The sequence below is a fragment of the Rhizobium sp. IBUN genome (assembly GCF_000510625.1).
Lineage (GTDB): Bacteria > Pseudomonadota > Alphaproteobacteria > Rhizobiales > Rhizobiaceae > Rhizobium > Rhizobium altiplani.
This window is the reverse complement of the sequence record NZ_AZNV01000001.1, coordinates 220262-236716: the sequence shown is the minus strand read 5'-3', so window position 1 is coordinate 236716 and position 16455 is coordinate 220262. Positions and strand designations below refer to the sequence as shown.

The 16455-nt window shown below is 60.7% G+C and carries 14 protein-coding genes; 8 read left to right on the top strand and 6 right to left on the bottom strand.

The window, feature by feature from the left end:
- Positions 1–90: 90 nt before the first annotated feature.
- Together RHIBUN_RS0101030 and RHIBUN_RS0101025 are read left to right on the top strand one after the other, a co-directional pair.
- Positions 91–771, top strand: coding sequence for an amino acid ABC transporter permease (locus tag RHIBUN_RS0101030; protein WP_025658056.1), 681 nt, complete (start codon positions 91–93; stop codon positions 769–771).
- Entirely contained in the window at positions 768–1529 is a 762-nt protein-coding gene (locus RHIBUN_RS0101025; protein WP_025658055.1) for an amino acid ABC transporter ATP-binding protein, read from the top strand. Before RHIBUN_RS0101030 ends, RHIBUN_RS0101025 begins: the two co-directional genes overlap by 4 nt.
- A 166-nt stretch (positions 1530–1695) precedes the next feature.
- On the opposite strand, the gene pyc is transcribed toward RHIBUN_RS0101025, so the two are convergent.
- The gene (gene pyc, locus RHIBUN_RS0101020; RefSeq protein ID WP_025658054.1) at positions 1696–5160 is read right to left on the bottom strand and encodes a pyruvate carboxylase; all 3465 of its coding nucleotides are present in this window, start codon (positions 5158–5160) and stop codon (positions 1696–1698) included.
- A gap of 115 nt (positions 5161–5275) precedes the next feature.
- On the bottom strand, positions 5276–6016 hold the full coding sequence (locus tag RHIBUN_RS0101015; RefSeq protein WP_025658053.1) for a LuxR family transcriptional regulator: 741 nt from the start codon (positions 6014–6016) through the stop codon (positions 5276–5278).
- Between the two features lie 316 nt (positions 6017–6332).
- Here RHIBUN_RS0101015 and RHIBUN_RS0101010 point away from each other — a divergent pair, with 316 nt between their 5' ends.
- Positions 6333–8096 (top strand): glucan ABC transporter ATP-binding protein/ permease, encoded by a 1764-nt coding sequence (locus tag RHIBUN_RS0101010; RefSeq protein ID WP_018855922.1) that lies wholly within the window; start codon positions 6333–6335, stop codon positions 8094–8096.
- Positions 8097–8203: 107 nt separating this feature from the next.
- Here the strand turns inward: RHIBUN_RS0101010 and RHIBUN_RS0101005 are convergent, their stop codons facing one another.
- From RHIBUN_RS0101005 to RHIBUN_RS0100995, 3 genes are all read right to left on the bottom strand, one after another.
- On the bottom strand, positions 8204–9184 hold the full coding sequence (locus RHIBUN_RS0101005) for a group II intron maturase-specific domain-containing protein (protein ID WP_025658052.1): 981 nt from the start codon (positions 9182–9184) through the stop codon (positions 8204–8206).
- Positions 9185–9633: 449 nt separating this feature from the next.
- Complete coding sequence (gene pyk, locus RHIBUN_RS0101000) at positions 9634–11073, bottom strand: pyruvate kinase (protein ID WP_025658051.1); 1440 nt, start codon at positions 11071–11073, stop codon at positions 9634–9636.
- Positions 11070–11558 (bottom strand): DUF1036 domain-containing protein, encoded by a 489-nt coding sequence (locus tag RHIBUN_RS0100995; protein WP_025658050.1) that lies wholly within the window; start codon positions 11556–11558, stop codon positions 11070–11072. Before RHIBUN_RS0100995 ends, pyk begins: the two co-directional genes overlap by 4 nt.
- Positions 11559–11756: 198 nt before the next feature.
- Between RHIBUN_RS0100995 and RHIBUN_RS0100985 the strand changes: the two genes are divergently transcribed.
- The 3 genes from RHIBUN_RS0100985 (at position 11757) to RHIBUN_RS0100975 (ending at position 13220) form a co-directional block, all read left to right on the top strand.
- The gene (locus tag RHIBUN_RS0100985) at positions 11757–12548 is read left to right on the top strand and encodes an N-formylglutamate amidohydrolase (RefSeq protein ID WP_025658049.1); all 792 of its coding nucleotides are present in this window, start codon (positions 11757–11759) and stop codon (positions 12546–12548) included.
- A gap of 11 nt (positions 12549–12559) precedes the next feature.
- Complete coding sequence (locus RHIBUN_RS0100980) at positions 12560–12865, top strand: DUF1244 domain-containing protein (protein WP_025658048.1); 306 nt, start codon at positions 12560–12562, stop codon at positions 12863–12865.
- 91 nt (positions 12866–12956) lie between these two features.
- Positions 12957–13220 carry a DUF2312 domain-containing protein gene (locus tag RHIBUN_RS0100975; protein ID WP_007527482.1) on the top strand — a complete coding sequence of 88 codons (264 nt, stop codon included), beginning with the start codon at positions 12957–12959 and terminating at the stop codon, positions 13218–13220.
- 74 nt (positions 13221–13294) lie between these two features.
- Here the strand turns inward: RHIBUN_RS0100975 and RHIBUN_RS0100970 are convergent, their stop codons facing one another.
- Positions 13295–14053 (bottom strand): alpha/beta hydrolase, encoded by a 759-nt coding sequence (locus RHIBUN_RS0100970; protein WP_025658047.1) that lies wholly within the window; start codon positions 14051–14053, stop codon positions 13295–13297.
- 388 nt (positions 14054–14441) lie between these two features.
- On the opposite strand from RHIBUN_RS0100970, the gene RHIBUN_RS0100965 reads away from it, so the two are divergent.
- Positions 14442–15059, top strand: a complete 618-nt coding sequence (locus RHIBUN_RS0100965; RefSeq protein WP_025658046.1) for an ANTAR domain-containing response regulator — start codon at positions 14442–14444, stop codon at positions 15057–15059.
- Positions 15056–16270, top strand: a complete 1215-nt coding sequence (locus RHIBUN_RS0100960) for a CmpA/NrtA family ABC transporter substrate-binding protein (RefSeq protein ID WP_025658045.1) — start codon at positions 15056–15058, stop codon at positions 16268–16270. Before RHIBUN_RS0100965 ends, RHIBUN_RS0100960 begins: the two co-directional genes overlap by 4 nt.
- Positions 16271–16455 lie beyond the last annotated feature (185 nt).

Here is a 16455-nt window from a genome sequence, read left to right as displayed (position 1 = left end):
CGGCTTGCTGCCGCCGCCACATCCTTTATATGTTCCCGAGAAAGCGTTCAGCGAAACCTCGCTGGACGCATCTTCTTTGAGGATTGAACCTTGCCGCACTGGCTTCAACTGATGGCGGAGTCGCTTGGTCCGCTCCTCTGGGCCGGCCTGATCTTCACGATCCCGCTGACGCTCCTGTCATTCACACTCGGTCTCATCCTTGGACTGCTGACGGCAATCGCACGGCTTTTCGCGCCGGCGCCGATCGCCGCCATCGCGCGCTTCTATGTCTGGGCCATCAGGGGCACACCGCTGCTGGTGCAACTCTTCGTTATCTTTTACGGCCTGCCGAGCATCGGCATCCTGCTCGACGCCTTTCCGGCAGCACTGATCGGCTTCACCCTCAACATCGGCGCCTATAGCTCCGAAATCATCCGCGCCGTTATCTCCTCCGTGCCGAAGGGGCAGTGGGAAGCGGCCTATTCGATCGGCATGAGCTGGCGCCAGGCGATGAGCCGCACGATCCTGCCCCAGGCCGGGCGCGTTGCTGTACCGCCGCTCTCCAATACGTTCATCTCGCTGGTGAAGGACACGTCGCTGGCGGCCGCCATTACGGTCCCGGAGCTGTTCCAGGCTGCGCAGCGCATCGTCGCGACCACTTACGAGCCGCTCATCCTCTACATCCAGGCCGCATTGATATACCTTGCTTTGAGCTCCGTCCTATCAGCGTTGCAGGTTCGCCTCGAGCGTCGCTTCGCGCGCTATGGCGGCATGCTGGAGGCAAACGCATGATCGAGCTTTCCCATATCGAAAAGCGCTTCGGCGACGCCGTCATCCTGAAAGACATCAGCATCCGGATTCCGGAAGGCAGCGTCACCGCACTCGTCGGCCCCTCGGGCGGAGGCAAGAGCACGCTGCTGCGATGCATCAACCTGCTGGAGATCCCGACAGCAGGTACGATCCGCCTCGGCGACGAGAAAATAAGCTTTACGCCAGGCCAGAAGACCGGCTGGCAGGCGATCCAGAAGATCCGCCGGCAGACCGGAATGGTATTCCAGAACTTCCAGCTCTTTCCGCATCAGACGGCCATCGAGAATGTAATGGAGGGCCTCATCACCGTGCTCAAGTGGCCGAAGGAAAAGGCGCGTGAACGGGCGATGGAATTGCTGACAAAGGTCAACATGGCGCACAAGGCCGACGCCTGGCCTTCGACGCTCTCGGGTGGACAGCAGCAGCGCGTCGCAATCGCCCGCGCGCTCGCTCCCTCTCCGCGAGTTCTTCTCTGCGATGAACCGACATCGGCGCTCGACCCCGAGCTTTCCGCCGAAGTCGTCGATGTTCTCGGCCGTCTCGCCCGCGAGGGCACGACGATGGTAATGGCGACGCATGACCTGCGCCTTGCCTCGAAGATCGCCAACGACGTTGTCTTCCTCGAGGCCGGCAGTGTGGTCGAGACGGGAAGCGCAAGGAACATCTTCACGGCGCCGGAGCGAGAGCGCACCAAACGCTTCATCTCGACGATCAACGCCGCCCATACCTACGATATTTAAGGGGCGCGTGGAGCGACAGCGCGCAGCGCGTTCCCCCACAAGCAAGCCGGTCGAGCTGGTTCCTCACGTCTTTCGACGACAATCTTGAGCTTGCTCATATCAATTCGCGCATAAAAAGCAGAAGGGCGGCCCGAAGGCCACCCTCTTTTTGTCCTTCGCATCTTCGTCAGCCCGCGTAGCTGACCAACAGATCCTTGGCGTCGATCTGGTCGCCGGCTTTGACAAGCACTTCCGCGATCGCACCGTCCTTTTCGGCGTGGATCGCCGTTTCCATCTTCATAGCCTCGATAGAAACAAGCACGTCACCGGCATTGACCGCCTGGCCGGGCGAGACAAAGACGCGCGAGATGACGCCTGGCATCGGCGCACCGACATGCGCGGCATTGCCCGGTTCCGCCTTGCGGCGGGCGGCGGCACCGGTCGCACCATGCGCGCGATCCGGCACCTTGATGCGGCGCGGCTGGCCGTTGAGTTCGAAGAAGACAGTCACCATGCCTTGCTCGTCGGTCTGGCTCATCGCCTGGTTGACGACGACGAGCGTCTTGCCCTTTTCGATATCGGCAAACAGTTCCTCGCCGTCGGCAAGGCCGTAGAAATAGGCCGGCGTCGGCAGGACGGAGACCGGGCCGTAGGTGTCGGAGGCCAGCGCAAAGTCGGTGAAGACTTTCGGATACATCAGGTAGGAGGCGAATTCGAAGTCATTGACCTCGCGCTCCAGCTTGGTCTCGATCGCTTTGCGCTCGGCATCGAGGTCAGCGTCGGCAAGCAGCGAACCCGGACGCACCGTATAGGGCGCATCGCCCTTCAGTGCCTTCTTCTGCAGCGCCTCCGGCCAGCCTGATGGAGGCTGACCGAGATCGCCCTTCAGCATCGAGACAACAGATTCCGGGAAGGAGACTTCCTTGTCGGCGCTGACGACATCGGCAACCGTCAGGTCTTGGCTGACCATCATCAGCGCCATGTCGCCGACGACCTTCGAGGACGGCGTCACCTTGACGATATCGCCGAACATCTGGTTGGCGTCGGCATAGGCCTGCGCCACTTCGTGCCAGCGCGTCTCGAGACCGAGCGAACGGGCCTGTTCCTTGAGGTTGGTGAACTGGCCGCCCGGCATTTCGTGCAGATAGACTTCGGAGGCCGGTCCCTTGAGGTCGCTTTCGAAGGCCGCGTACTGATGGCGCACCGCTTCCCAATAGAAGGAGATACGGCGGATCCATTCCGGATCGAGACCGGGATCGCGTTCGGAGCCGCGCAGCGCTTCAACGATCGAGCCAAGGCAGGGTTGCGAGGTATTGCCGGACAACGCGTCCATCGCCGCATCGACCGCGTCGACGCCGGCATCGACCGCCGCGAGAACCGTCGCCGCTGCAATGCCCGAGGTGTCGTGCGTGTGGAAGTGGATCGGCAGGCTGGTGGCGTCGCGCAGCGCCTTGAACAGCACCTTGGCGGCAGCCGGCTTCAGCAGGCCCGCCATATCCTTCAGCGCGATGATATGCGCGCCGGCTCTTTCGAGCTCAACGGCAAGGTCCGTATAGTACCTGAGATCGTACTTCGGGCGCGCCGAATTCAGGATATCGCCGGTGTAGCAGATTGCCGCTTCGCAGAGCTTGTTCTCCTCGGCCACCGCATCCATCGATACGCGCATGTTCTCGACCCAGTTCAGGCAGTCGAAGACGCGGAAGAGATCGATGCCGCCGGCAGCAGCCTGCCGGACGAAGTATTTGACGACGTTGTCAGGGTAATTCTTGTAGCCGACGCCGTTTGCTCCGCGCAGCAGCATCTGCAAAAGCAGGTTAGGCGCGGATTCGCGCACGAGCGACAGACGCTCCCACGGATCTTCCGTCAGGAAGCGCATCGAAACGTCAAACGTCGCGCCGCCCCAGCATTCGAGCGAAAGGAGGTTCGGCAAAGCGTGCGCATAGGTGCCGGCGATCCGCGCGATGTCATAGGTGCGCATGCGGGTCGCAAGCAGCGACTGGTGGCCGTCGCGCATCGTCGTATCGGTCATCAGGATGCGCTTTTCGTTGCGCATCCACTCGCCGAACTTCTTCGGACCGAGCTTGTCGAGAAGCTGCTTGGTGCCGTCGGCGATGCCGCTACCGTTGGTATAAGGGACGATCGGCTCGGCGATATCGGCGGACGGCTTCGGTCGATCCTTGGCTTCCGGATGGCCGTTGACCGTCACATCAGCGAGGTAAGTCAGAAGCTTCGTCGCGCGATCCTGTCGCTTGACCTGCTGGAAGAGCTCCGGCGTCGAGTCGATGAAGCGCGTGGTGTAGCTGTTATCCTTGAAATTCGGATGCGTGATGATCGCTTCCAGGAAGGTGAGGTTCGTCGCAACGCCGCGGATACGGAACTCACGCAATGCACGGTCCATGCGGGAGATCGCTTCCAGCGGGTTAGGGGCCCAGGCAGTGACCTTGACCAGCAGCGGATCGTAGTACCGGGTGATGATCGCGCCGGAATAGGAGGTGCCGCCATCGAGACGGATGCCGAAGCCGGATGCTGAACGATAGGCGGTGATGCGGCCGTAATCCGGAATGAAGTTGTGCTCCGGATCCTCTGTCGTGATGCGGCACTGCAGGGCATGGCCGTTGAGGCGAATGTCCTTCTGCTCGGGAACGCCCGATTCCGGTGTACCGATCGCAAAGCCATCAAGGATGTGGATCTGCGCCTTGACGATATCGATGCCTGTAACGACTTCGGTGACCGTGTGCTCGACTTGGATGCGCGGATTGACTTCGATGAAGTAGAATTTGCCGGTGTCGGCATCCATCAGATATTCGACGGTGCCCGCACCGATGTAGTTGGTGGCACCCGCGATCTTCAGCGAGTATGCCGCCAGTTCCTGGCGCTGGGCTTCCGACAGGTAAGGCGCCGGCGCACGCTCGACGACCTTCTGGTTGCGGCGCTGGATCGAGCAGTCGCGCTCGAAGAGATGAACGACATTGCCATGCGTGTCGCCAAGGATCTGGCTTTCGACATGGCGCGCACGCTCGACGAGCTTTTCGAGATAAACCTCGTCCTTACCAAAGGCCGCCATCGCTTCGCGCTTGGCCTCCGTCACCTCGCGTGCAAGGTCGGCTTCCGAGCGGATGACGCGCATGCCGCGTCCGCCGCCACCCCAGGAGGCCTTCAGCATCACGGGGTAGCCGATCGCCGCCGCCATCTTGGCGACCTCAGCCATATCATCCGGCAACGGTTCCGTTGCCGGCACGACAGGCACGCCGACGGAGATTGCCAGATTGCGCGCGGCGACTTTGTTGCCGAGCTGGCGCATTGTATCGGCCGTCGGACCGATGAAGATGATGCCTGCCTTGTTGCAGGCATCGACGAATTCCGGGCTTTCCGACAGCAGGCCGTAGCCGGGATGGATCGCATCGGCGCCGGAAAGCTTGGCGACGCGGATCACCTCATCGATCGACAGATAGCTCTCGATCGGACCGAGGTCGCGGGCAAGATGCGGGCCGCGGCCGACCTGATAGCTTTCGTCTGCCTTGAACCTGTGCAGTGCGAGTTTGTCTTCTTCCGCCCATATCGCGACCGTTTTTATCCCGAGCTCGTTGGCCGCGCGAAACACGCGGATGGCAATTTCCGAACGGTTGGCAACAAGTATCTTGGATATGGGCAATGCAGTCTCCTCACGGCATCGAAACGGGCAATGCTGCACCCGCGAAGAGAAGTCTTAACGCGCTGTCACGGAAAGTTCAATTTCCGGAACCGTCCGAAATAGAATTTCTCTAAGACTAGGTGATCAGCCCATGCCGGAAGGCGACAGCGACCGCGTGCTGTCTATTCTTTGCCTTCAGCTTGTCTTGTAGGCCGTTCATGTACCAGTCGACGGTGTGGTTCGAAATCTTGAGGCGTTTGCCAATCTCAACCGAGGTCATGCCTTCCGCGAGATATTGAAGTATTTCCATCTCCCGGCGCGTCAAACGCGTGTCGATGCCGGAAACTTCTTCGAGCGCATCCGCCTCCCCCTTCAGCTCAAGGAGACGCCAGAAAGCCTTTCGGGCAATGGCATCAAAGAGCGAAATCTCGACAGGAGAGAGGTCTACGGGTGTCCCGCCTACGCTCATGTTGCCGAGGATGCCGTTTCTGCCCTGGATTGGGAAAATGTAGCCGTCCTTCAGGCCATGGCTATGTGCGTCGGCCATCATTTGCTCCATCCGGCGATGGTGCGGATCCTTCCGGAAGGCCGCCAGGCTGTCCCTCCAGCGAAACGGCCTTTGCGCATATGCGAGATAACGTACCGTCGGGTCGCTCAGAACATACTTCTTCGAAATATAGATCTGCGGCCATTTCTCTGGCCAATGACCGGCAAACATAAGACTGATTGGATCTTCAGTCGCCTTCAGGTGTCGCAAAAGGCCATAATACTGGAAGCCGTAGGCGTGGATGACATGCTCCAGTTCGCCAACAACTCCTTCGGGTCTTCGACACTCTTCCAGAACGACAAGCAATTGAATTAATGAATGAATACTCAAAATAAATGCCCCTACGCCAGTTGGGCTCCTAGCCGAATGATCACGACCAAGGGAAGTGTTTGGTTGGGCGCCCCTGCGACGCATTTAGACGTCAATCTATGGTGTGCCAGCGCGACCATGCAACGCAAGTGAAAATTGCGAGATTTGCGATACGTCCCAAAAAAGTTCAGTCCCTCGGAATGGATTGCTGTGGGTGCGCTCCGTAAAAGAAATTTGCCGCGACCGCTCGTCTGAACGCTTCGTTAATCGCTGGTTCAGGTATCTTTTTGTAGCGTTGCAGCGTCCATTATTTCGCACATGCACAAGAGGTATCGCCGTGTCGCTATTCAAGGTCTATGCTAGAGCTTTGCGCTATCTCGGCGCCTACAAGCTCCGCGTATCCCTGGTCGTTATTGCGAACATCGTGCTTGCCGCGATCACAATCGCCGAACCGATTTTGTTCGGTCGCATCATCGATGCAATTTCAGGCAAGGGCGAAGTCAAACCCATCCTTTTCATGTGGGCCGGCTTTGCCGTTTTCAACACCATAGCGTTCGTTCTTGTCGCTCGTGAGGCCGACCGGCTGGCCCATGGCCGCCGCGCCACACTGCTGACGGAAGCGTTCGGCCGTATCATCTCCATGCCGCTGTCCTGGCATCATCAGCGTGGCACGTCGAATGCGCTGCATACGCTGCTGCGCGCATGCGAAACGCTCTTTGGCCTTTGGCTCGAGTTCATGCGCAACCACCTGGCGACTGCCGTTGCCATCGCGCTTCTGGTGCCGACTGCGATGTCGATGGACCTGCGTCTTTCGGGCGTGCTGGTCGTGCTCGGCGTCGCCTATTGGCTGATTGGTCGTCTCGTCATGAGCCGCACCAAGGATGGCCAGGCGTCGGTCGAAAACCACTACCACACCGTTTTCTCACACGTCAGCGACTCGATCAGCAACGTATCGGTCCTCCATAGCTACAATCGCATCGAAGCAGAAACCAAGGCACTGAAGTCGTTTGCCGAGCGCCTGCTGCAGGCTCAGTATCCGGTTCTCGACTGGTGGGCTCTCGCGGGCGCCATGAACCGCATGGCTTCGACCATTGCGATGATGATCATCCTGGTCATCGGCACGCTCATGGTTCAGTCCGGCGAGCTGCGCATCGGCGACGTGATTGCCTTCATCGGCTTTGCGAACCTGCTGATCTCGCGTCTCGACCAGATGCGCCAGTTTGCCACGCAGATTTTCGAGGCCCGTTCGAAGCTCGAGGATTTCTACTCGCTCGAAGACTCCGTACGTGAACGCGAAGAGCCTGCCGGCAATGACGATATCGCCGACGTGAAGGGTGAAGTCGAATTCCGCAACGTGTCGTTCCGCTTCGGCAACACCGCGCAGGGCTTGCACAACGTGTCCTTTACCGCCAAGGCTGGTCAGACGGTTGCGATCGTCGGTCCGACCGGTTCGGGCAAGACCACGATGATCAACCTGCTGCAGCGCGTGTATGACCCGGATAGCGGCCAGATCCTCGTCGATGGTCACGACACGACGAAGATCACCCGCAAGTCGCTGCGCCGCTATATCGCGACGGTGTTCCAGGATGCCGGCCTGCTCAACCGCTCGATCAGCGACAACATTCGCCTCGGCCGGGAAGGCGCCTCGGATGAGGACATGCGTCGAGCAGCTGAAGCGGCCGCTGCCGCCGACTTCATCGAGACGCGCGAAGAGCAGTACGACACCCATGTCGGCGAACGCGGCAACAGGCTTTCCGGCGGCGAACGTCAGCGTGTGGCGATTGCCCGCGCCATCCTCAAGGATGCCCCGATCCTCGTGCTCGACGAAGCGACAAGCGCGCTTGACGTCGAAACCGAAAATCGCGTTAAGGCCGCAATCGACAACCTGCGCCAGAACCGCACGACCTTCATCATCGCGCACCGTCTTTCGACTGTTCGCGAAGCAGACAAGGTCCTGTTCCTGGACGGTGGCCGTGTCGTCGAAGAAGGCAGCTTCGATGAGCTCAGCCATAGCAACGGCCGGTTCGCGGCGCTGCTGCGCGCCAGCGGCATCCTCACGGACGAAGAAGTTCGCAAGGCGCACACGACCGAGGCCGCATAAGACGGATCGCTCAAGGGAAATCGGCATAGGGGGCGATCATATTTGATCGCTCCCCTGCCACACCACCCGGCATGCGGGTCCGCACCGGGCGGTTCGAGGGATTGAGGTTATGCGAGTCTGGGCATTCCGAGTTGGTCGGCCCATCTGATGGTGAGGACGGCGTTGATGAGCTTGCCGCTGTTGCGCCACCAGCGGCGGGCGTTTGCCGCCACCTGTAGGGCCACATCGGGTTTTGCCCCCCGAACCGTCAGTTCCCGGAAGATAGTCCTGCCGTGCTTCCATTGCTTGAGCTGGATAGCCCTCAAACGGTGACGCATCCATTCGTCCAGCCTTTGCCAGACCCGAGATGTTTGCGCCAGCCGGAAGTAGGCTTTCCATCCGCACACGAAGATACGCAGCCGTTCTGCCACCGCTTTCAGGGATCGACCCGTCACGCGCGGTGTCAGTTCGCGAATGCGCTCCTTGAACGCCTTGATGGCCTTGTCGGTTTTCTTGCGCAGACGGTCGATCAGGATGTCATGGTCAACCCGGTCGAAGAACTTCTCCAGATCCACGTCCACAACGATCCGCCGTCCGGACTGCACGAACGATTGCGCCGCCAGGACGGCATCGTGCGCACTCCTTCCCGGACGGAAGCCGTAGCTGTGCTGGCTGAAGGTCGGATCAAGGATTGGCTGAAGGACTTGCAGGAGCGCCTGTTGGATCAGGCGGTCCAGCACCGTGGGGATGCCAAGCTCGCGCTCGCCGCCCCCTGGCTTCGGGATCATCACCCGACGCACCGGCTGTGGCCGGTACGTCCCCTCCCGCAGGCTGTCGCGGATGGCAGGCCAAGAGATGCGCAGCGACGCAGCCGTCTGGTCGATATCCAGACCGTCCACGCCCGCCGCGCCTTTGTTGGCCCGCACCTGCTTCCACGCCCGCAGAAGGTTCTCTCGCCGCAGGGCCACCTCAAGCAGCCCTGCGCCCGTGTCGTTCCCGATCCGCGGCGGGGGCTCGGCTTCGTCGAGACCAGAGCCCGGACGGGCTTCACCCGCTTGCCTCTCCGATCTCCCGGGCTGTCCCGGCATCTGACGCATGGCCTTGCTCATCCTTGGAGGAACTTCACTCTCTCTCGTTCGGCCCTTCGTTCGCGCCTGTGCGCTCCCTACTACGGCCTCGGCTGACTTCTCGCTCCGGTTCGACACCGTCGCCCTTTCAGGCGCAAGGCGAGATCTCACCAGGTAAGAGCGCACTCCTTCACTGCACGACCGCCGGATTTACGCCACCGCCCATTGGTCACAAGAGCTTCGCGGTGTGTTGCCCGCTCGCCCTGGTCGGCATCGCCTCATATCCGGTTCTTGTCCATCGGCCCGCAGGTTCGATCCACGCTTCCTCCCCACGGTTGGTCACCCTGCCGCAATCGCGCTTCACTTCGCTCGCTGTGACCAGCTTACGGTGGGACTTCCACCCACAAGAATGCGCCCATGCTGGGCACACAACAAAAAAGCCCCCCGCCTAGGTCAGGCGACGGGCTTTCGTTCAATCCCTACGGAAAATCTTAGACGCCGCTCTGGCCGTCGGAGCCGATATAGGCGATGCGCAGCATGTTGGTGGCACCAGGTGTCCCGAGCGGCACGCCGGCCGAGATAATGATGCGGTCGCCCGGCTTGCCGAAGCCTTCATCGGCTACTATGCGGCATGCACGGTTGACCATGTCGTCAAGGTCGGTCGCGTCATGCGTGACGACGCAGTGCAGGCCCCACACGATGGCAAGGCGGCGAGCCGTCTGGATGACAGGCGACAGCGCCAGGATCGGCACCTGCGGGCGCTCGCGCGATGCGCGCAAGCCGGTTGTGCCTGACGAGGTATAACAGACGATGGCCGACAGGCGCAGCGTCTCGGCGATCTGCCGGGCCGCGAGCGAAATCGCGTCGGCGCCGGTTGCCTCCGGCTGCGCACGCTGCGCGTAGATAATACCAGGATAGTGCGGCTCGCGCTCGATGGCGCTGGCGATCGAGGCCATCGTCGAGACCGCTTCGACCGGGTAGTCACCCGAAGCGGATTCCGCCGATAGCATCACCGCATCGGCGCCTTCGAAGACGGCCGTGGCGACGTCGGACACCTCGGCGCGGGTCGGAACCGGCGCGGAGATCATCGATTCCAGCATCTGCGTCGCGACGACGACCGGCTTGCCCGAACGGCGGCAGGCGCGGATCAATTGCTTCTGGATGCCCGGCACGGATTCGAGCGGCATTTCGACGCCGAGGTCACCACGGGCGACCATGAGCGCGTCGGACAGCTCGATGATTTCCTCGATGCGCTCGATCGCCTGCGGCTTTTCGATCTTCGACATGATGCCGACGCGGCCGCGCGCGATCTTGCGCACTTCAGCCAGATCTTCCGGGCGCTGCACAAAGGAGAGCGCGACCCAGTCGACATCGTCGGTTTCGAGAACGGCTGCGAGGTCGGTGCGGTCCTTGTCGGTCAGAACCCCGACGGTGAGCAGCGTGTCGGGAAGGCTGACGCCCTTGCGGTCGGAAATCTTCGTGCCGGAAATGACCGTCGTGACGATGCTCTTGCCGTCGCACTTTTCAGCGCGCAGGGCGAGCTTGCCGTCGTCGATCAGCAGGCGGTGACTGGGCTGCACCGATTCCAGAATTTCCGGATGCGGCAGGAACACGCGGGTGGCGTCGCCGGGAATGTCCTTGTTGTCGAGCGTGAAGGTGTCGCCCGGCTTCAGGTCGACCTTGCCTTCGGCGAACTTGCCGACGCGCAGCTTCGGGCCCTGCAGGTCGGCAAGGATGCCGATCGGACGGCCGGAGCGTGCTTCGACGGCGCGGATACGCTTGATCAGCGTGCGCATAACGTCATGGCTGGCGTGGCTCATGTTGATGCGAAAGACGTCGGCACCGGCCTGGTGCAGCTTCTCGATCATCGATTCCTCGGACGAGGCGGGTCCGAGGGTGGCGAGGATTTTAACTTTGCGGTTGCGCTTCATTGATTCGGGCTTTCTTGGGTGCCTGGGGTATCGGAAAGTTGAACCATCCAGCTGCCCTGGCGGCCCGTGTCATATTCCTTGAACCCCATCTTTTGATAGCCACGGGCGTAGCAATCATTGACTCCCGTGATCTTGAACTCGTTTTCCGCCACGCACATCTGCACGTCACCCGTCCATCGGCCTCCCCGGGCAGCGTCTTCGGCGTAGAGATAATAGTATCGGGACTGCAACTCCCCCTCGATCAGCGTCGCACAGGTCGTCGCCGGCACTTGCCACCAGCCTTCCGTCATCCAGCCATCCTTGGCTCGATATCCGATCGCCACGCCCACCAGATTCTGCGTTCCGTTGCACACACGGAAATCCGCGCGGGCCACATCGGCAATGAAGAACGGCGAGAACGCCGCAAGGACAAAAAGGGCAAAACGGGCAAGCGGCCCGGAACGCGTAAGGAAACTTGGCGCGGTCTGGATCAACACGACTTCCAATTGGCTCCCGGTTATTCGATGTTTGTGCTTTCTTGCGCTGCCTCCCGGCGAATGTCAACGCAATGCTAATCGATTATATCCTGGATGGCCGACCGTACTTCGGCCGGGCCGCAGCCTTTGCTTGCCAAGCGCGCTTGAACCCATCGGTGACGCGTGCGATCAAAGACGGCCCCATAAACTGCGATCGACATTTCATCCATGAGCACTTTCAAATCATTTGAACTACTCGCCGGCGATCATGACAAAGGTATGGTGCTGCTCGGCGATCACGCGATGAATCGACTGCCGGAGCGCTATGGACGACTTGGCTTGCCGGACAATGCCTTCGAGCGCCACATCGCCTATGACATCGGCATCGAGGGACTTGTCAGGAACCTGTCGACGAGGCTCCGAGTGCCCGCCGTCCTGGGCGGCTTTTCGCGGTTGCTGATCGACCCAAACCGGGGCGAAGACGACCCCACGCTGATCATGAAGATATCGGACGGCGCGATCGTGCCGGGCAACCATCCGATCACCGTGGAGGAGTGGAATTACCGGATCGAAACGTTCCACCGGCCCTATCACAATGCCGTCAGCGAAACGATCGACAGAGTCGCCAACAAGACCGGGAGCGCGCCGCTCGTTCTCTCGCTTCATTCCTACACGCCGGTCTGGAAACACTTTCCCCGCCCCTGGCACGCAGCCGTTCTGTGGGATACCGACAAGCGCGCAGTCGCCCCCTTGCTTGATTTGTTGCGCAGCGATCCCGATCTCGTGGTCGGTGACAACGAGCCTTACGACGGCGCGCTGAAGGGCGATACAATGTATCGACATTGCATGCTGACCGGCATTCCGCACGCGCTGCTCGAGGTACGCCAGGATCTGATCGGCGACGAGCCGGGTATTGCCGCGTGGGCGGACCGTCTCGCACCGATCTTCGAGACCATGAATGCCGATCCGGCACTGCACGAGTACAATGTGCATGTGTCGCGCACCGGTCCGTACGAATAAAGGAGACCGAGATGGCCGCCCTGACGAGACAACAACAGACCGAATTCGAGGCTGCGGCTTTTCGTCGCCTCGTGGAGCACCTGCGCGAGCGCGGCGATGTCCAGAACATCGATTTGATGAACCTTGCGGGCTTCTGCCGCAACTGCCTGTCCAACTGGTACCGCGAAGCAGCCGAGACGGACGGAGTTCCGCTCTCCAAAGACGAATCGCGCGAAATCGTCTACGGCATGCCGTATGACGATTGGAAGAACCTCCACCAGAACGACGCCTCGCCGGAGCAAAAAGCAGCGTTTGAGCTGAACAAGCCGCACAAATAATTCCTGTGCGGCTCGAATCGGCTTGACCCCGGACACGCTTCGCGGCAGTCAACGCCATCCGAATTTTCCCACCCCCAATCAGGAGAACACGATGTCTGATGCTCATGGCGTCGCCCGCGATCAGCTTCGCGCCTTTGTGGAGCGCATTGAACGCCTGGAAGAAGAAAAGAAGACCATCGCCGACGACATCAAGGACGTCTACGGCGAAGCCAAGGGCATGGGCTTCGATACCAAGATCCTCAAGAAGGTCGTTGCGCTGCGCAAAAAGGACGAGCAGGAACGTATGGAAGAGGACGCAATCCTCGACACCTATCTGCATGCACTCGGCATGATCGAAGCTCCGCCGGAAGGCTGATCGTTTCGCGCCTTACCTTCAAAGCCGCCGACATTCTCGGCGGCTATTTTATTTGCGATTGGGTCGGGCAGAACTTATCTGCCGGCTTCCTTGGCCGCCTTCTCGATCACGTCAGCAACCTTTTTCGGCTGCGAGGCGAAGACCGCGTGACTGGACTTGATCTCGGTGACCACGCTGCCGGCACGCTTTGCCATGGTCCGCTCCAGTTCGGGGTTGATGGAGCGATCCTCGGTCGCCACGATGGACCAGCTCTTTTTCGTCCGCCAGGCAGGTTCCCCGACTTTGGTGCCAAAGACCTCTTTCGCAGCAAAGACCTGTGACTGCGCCACGAAGGCTGCTTCGGCCTTAGGCAGGTCGGCGGCAAAATCGGCGTGAAAGACGCTTGGATCGAGATAGAGATACTTGCCGTCCTTGGTTTCCTTGATGCCCTTTCCGGCCGGAGGCTTTGAGCCCGCAAGAGTAGCTACACTTTCGCCCTTGTCAGGCTGGAAGGCCGCCACATAGACAAGTCCCTCGACATGCGGGTTCCGGCCGGCTTCCGTAATGACCATGCCTCCATAGCTATGCCCGACCAGTAGCGTCGGCCCATCCTGCAGGTCCAGCACGCGGTTCGCCGCAGCGACGTCGTCGGCGAGCGAGGTCAAAGGTTCCTGTACGACCGTAACGTGAAAGCCGCGCCGCTCCAGGATTTCGGTGGCCTGGCGCCAGCCGGATCCGTCGGCGAAGGCGCCGTGAACAATGACGATGTTCTTGATGTCAGCGGCCTGGGCCGCAAAGGCGATGACGCTGGTGGCGAGTGCCAGTGCGAAGGTGGAAACGATACGGCGGTTCATGCGGTCGCTCCTTTAATCTATCGGATGCCGGGCTTGAAATGGTCGGGAGGCACGGCTGAGGTTGAAAACGTGGGTAATCTGGTCTGCGCGACGTATCGCTGATATGTCAGGCTCCATCGTGATATGTAACGCAGTGTAGGAAGCTCAACCCTGTGCCAATTTGCGTGGGAACGCTGCGCCCGCCGCCCTCGCCAATGCTCATAGAATATGCATTGAAACAAATTGCTTGATTTTGAGGCGTCGCTCGCGCATTCAATGCCGCACAAGGGACTTCGACCTTGGCCTCAGAGATCATAGGGCAAGACCAACGCAGCATGGCACCTTTCGCGATATCAATGCCGACGCTATCTCATCTGACGCAAATGCCTGACGACCGGCGGTAGACCCCGTGGCCAACCGCTCTTCCAAGCCTGGTGACCTCAACGTGCTCGTCATCGACGAGAACAGCATCCGCGCGTCGATCATCGATGTTGGCCTGCGGGAGGCAGGCTACGACAACGTCACGATCATCGACGACATGAACAGCCTCGCGAGGCGTATCACGGAGATCAACCCCGACGTCATCGTCATCGACCTCGAGAACCCGAATCGCGACATGCTGGAAAGCATCTTCCAGATTTCCCGCGCGGTTAAGCGCCCCATTGCAATGTTCGTTGACAAGTCGGACGAGGCCTCCATCGAGGCCGCCGTCGAGGCCGGCGTCTCCGCCTATATCGTCGACGGCCTGAAGCAGGAGCGTGTCCGCCCGATCCTCAAGATGGCGATCAGCCGTTTCAATGCCTTCTCGCGCCTGAACCGCGAGTTGGAGGAAACGCGCGGCGAATTGGAAAACCGCAAGCTGATCGACCGCGCGAAGGGATTGCTGATGCGATCCCGTGGACTGAGCGAAGATGAGGCCTATGCGCTCATGCGGCGAACGGCCATGAACCAGAACAGAAAAATCGTCGAGATTGCCCAAAGCCTGATCACGGCTGCGAGCCTTCTGGATCCGGGAACCGACGCATGACGAGCACACATCAGATCACCGCCGGCTTTCTGCCGCTTCTCGACAGCGCAATTCTGGTCGCCGCCAAGGAGAAGGGCTTTGCAGCGGAACAGGACATCGAGCTGAGGCTCGTGCGTGAACGCTCATGGGCGACGATTCGCGACCGGCTTGCGGTCAGCCATTTCGACGTGGCGCATATTCTCGGCCCCATGCCGATCGCCTGCAATCTCGGACTGACCGCGCCGGCGCCGCGTATGATCGTGCCGATGGCGCTTGGACTTGGCGGCAATGCCGTGACTGTCTCCGCCGACGTCTGGAGCGAGATGGCCGCATGCGGTGCCTCGCCCGATCTCGACGCCCACGCGAGCGGCCTTGCCCTGCGGCGCGTCATTGATAACAGGAACGGCGAGCGTCTGCGCTTCGGAGTCGTCCACCCCTATTCAGGTCATAACTACGAGCTGCGCTACTGGCTCTCCGCAAGCGGCATCGATCCCGACAAGGATGTGGAGATCGGCGTCCTGCCTCCGCCCGATATGGCGGACGCGCTGACATCAGGCCTCATCGACGGCTACTGCGCCGGCGAGCCATGGAACACACTCGGCGTGCTCCATAACCGCGCGCATCTGGCGACGGTGAAGGCCGCCATCTGGAAATCGAGCCCTGAAAAGGTGCTTGGCGTCAACAGGCGCTGGGCCGACGGGCATCCGGAAGCGCTCGCGGCCCTCCTGCGGGCGCTTTACACGGCCTCCCGCTGGTGCGCCGACATCCGCAATCACGAGGAGCTTGCCAAGCTGCTCGCGAAGCCCGCCTATGTCGATCGGCCTTTGGAAAGTCTGCTACCCGCATTGACCGGTCTGCTGCACATTGGCGGGAAGGAGACGCTGAGCATCAAGGACTTCTTTGTCCCCAATGCCAAGGCAGCGACGTTCCCTTGGAAGAGCCACGCCTTGTGGTTCTACACGCAGATGGTTCGCTGGGGGCACATCCGGCATACCGCAGAACACCAGCAGATCGCCAACGACACCTACAGGCCCGATATCTACCGAAGCGCCTTGAAGGCGCTTGATGTCTCGATGCCGGCGGCGAGTTCGAAGGTGGAGGGTGCGCTCAAGGTCGAGACGCCCGTCGGCTCGAGCGGCGCGCTAACCCTTGGGCCGGACGGCTTCTTCGACGGCGGCCTGTTCGATCCCGATGACGTCGACAGCTATATCGCGAGCCAAGCTCGCCGCTGAGCACGTGCTTATTTTATACGCATTGCACAAATTTTAGAGCGATTGTTGCACGTGCGTTGACACCGAAGACGTTCGCGGGATCTCCGCGACCAACGATTTTCATTCAAAAACAATAGCTTACTAAAACTGGCACGGCCCTTGCTTTGTTATAAGCAGGCCAACAGGCCAAGAATTCCGCGTCCAAC

Bases quoted from the DNA above. Each gene is read 5' to 3' on its own strand.
- RHIBUN_RS0101025 (WP_025658055.1), top strand. From the start codon at position 768: ATGATCGAGCTTTCCCATATCGAAAAGCGCTTCGGCGACGCCGTCATC.
- RHIBUN_RS0101005 (WP_025658052.1), bottom strand. From the start codon at position 9,184: ATGAGCAAGGCCATGCGTCAGATGCCGGGACAGCCCGGGAGATCGGAG.
- pyk (WP_025658051.1), bottom strand. From the start codon at position 11,073: ATGAAGCGCAACCGCAAAGTTAAAATCCTCGCCACCCTCGGACCCGCC.
- RHIBUN_RS0100985 (WP_025658049.1), top strand. From the start codon at position 11,757: ATGAGCACTTTCAAATCATTTGAACTACTCGCCGGCGATCATGACAAA.
- RHIBUN_RS0100980 (WP_025658048.1), top strand. From the start codon at position 12,560: ATGGCCGCCCTGACGAGACAACAACAGACCGAATTCGAGGCTGCGGCT.
- RHIBUN_RS0100975 (WP_007527482.1), top strand. From the start codon at position 12,957: ATGTCTGATGCTCATGGCGTCGCCCGCGATCAGCTTCGCGCCTTTGTG.
- RHIBUN_RS0100970 (WP_025658047.1), bottom strand. From the start codon at position 14,053: ATGAACCGCCGTATCGTTTCCACCTTCGCACTGGCACTCGCCACCAGC.
- RHIBUN_RS0100960 (WP_025658045.1), top strand. From the start codon at position 15,056: ATGACGAGCACACATCAGATCACCGCCGGCTTTCTGCCGCTTCTCGAC.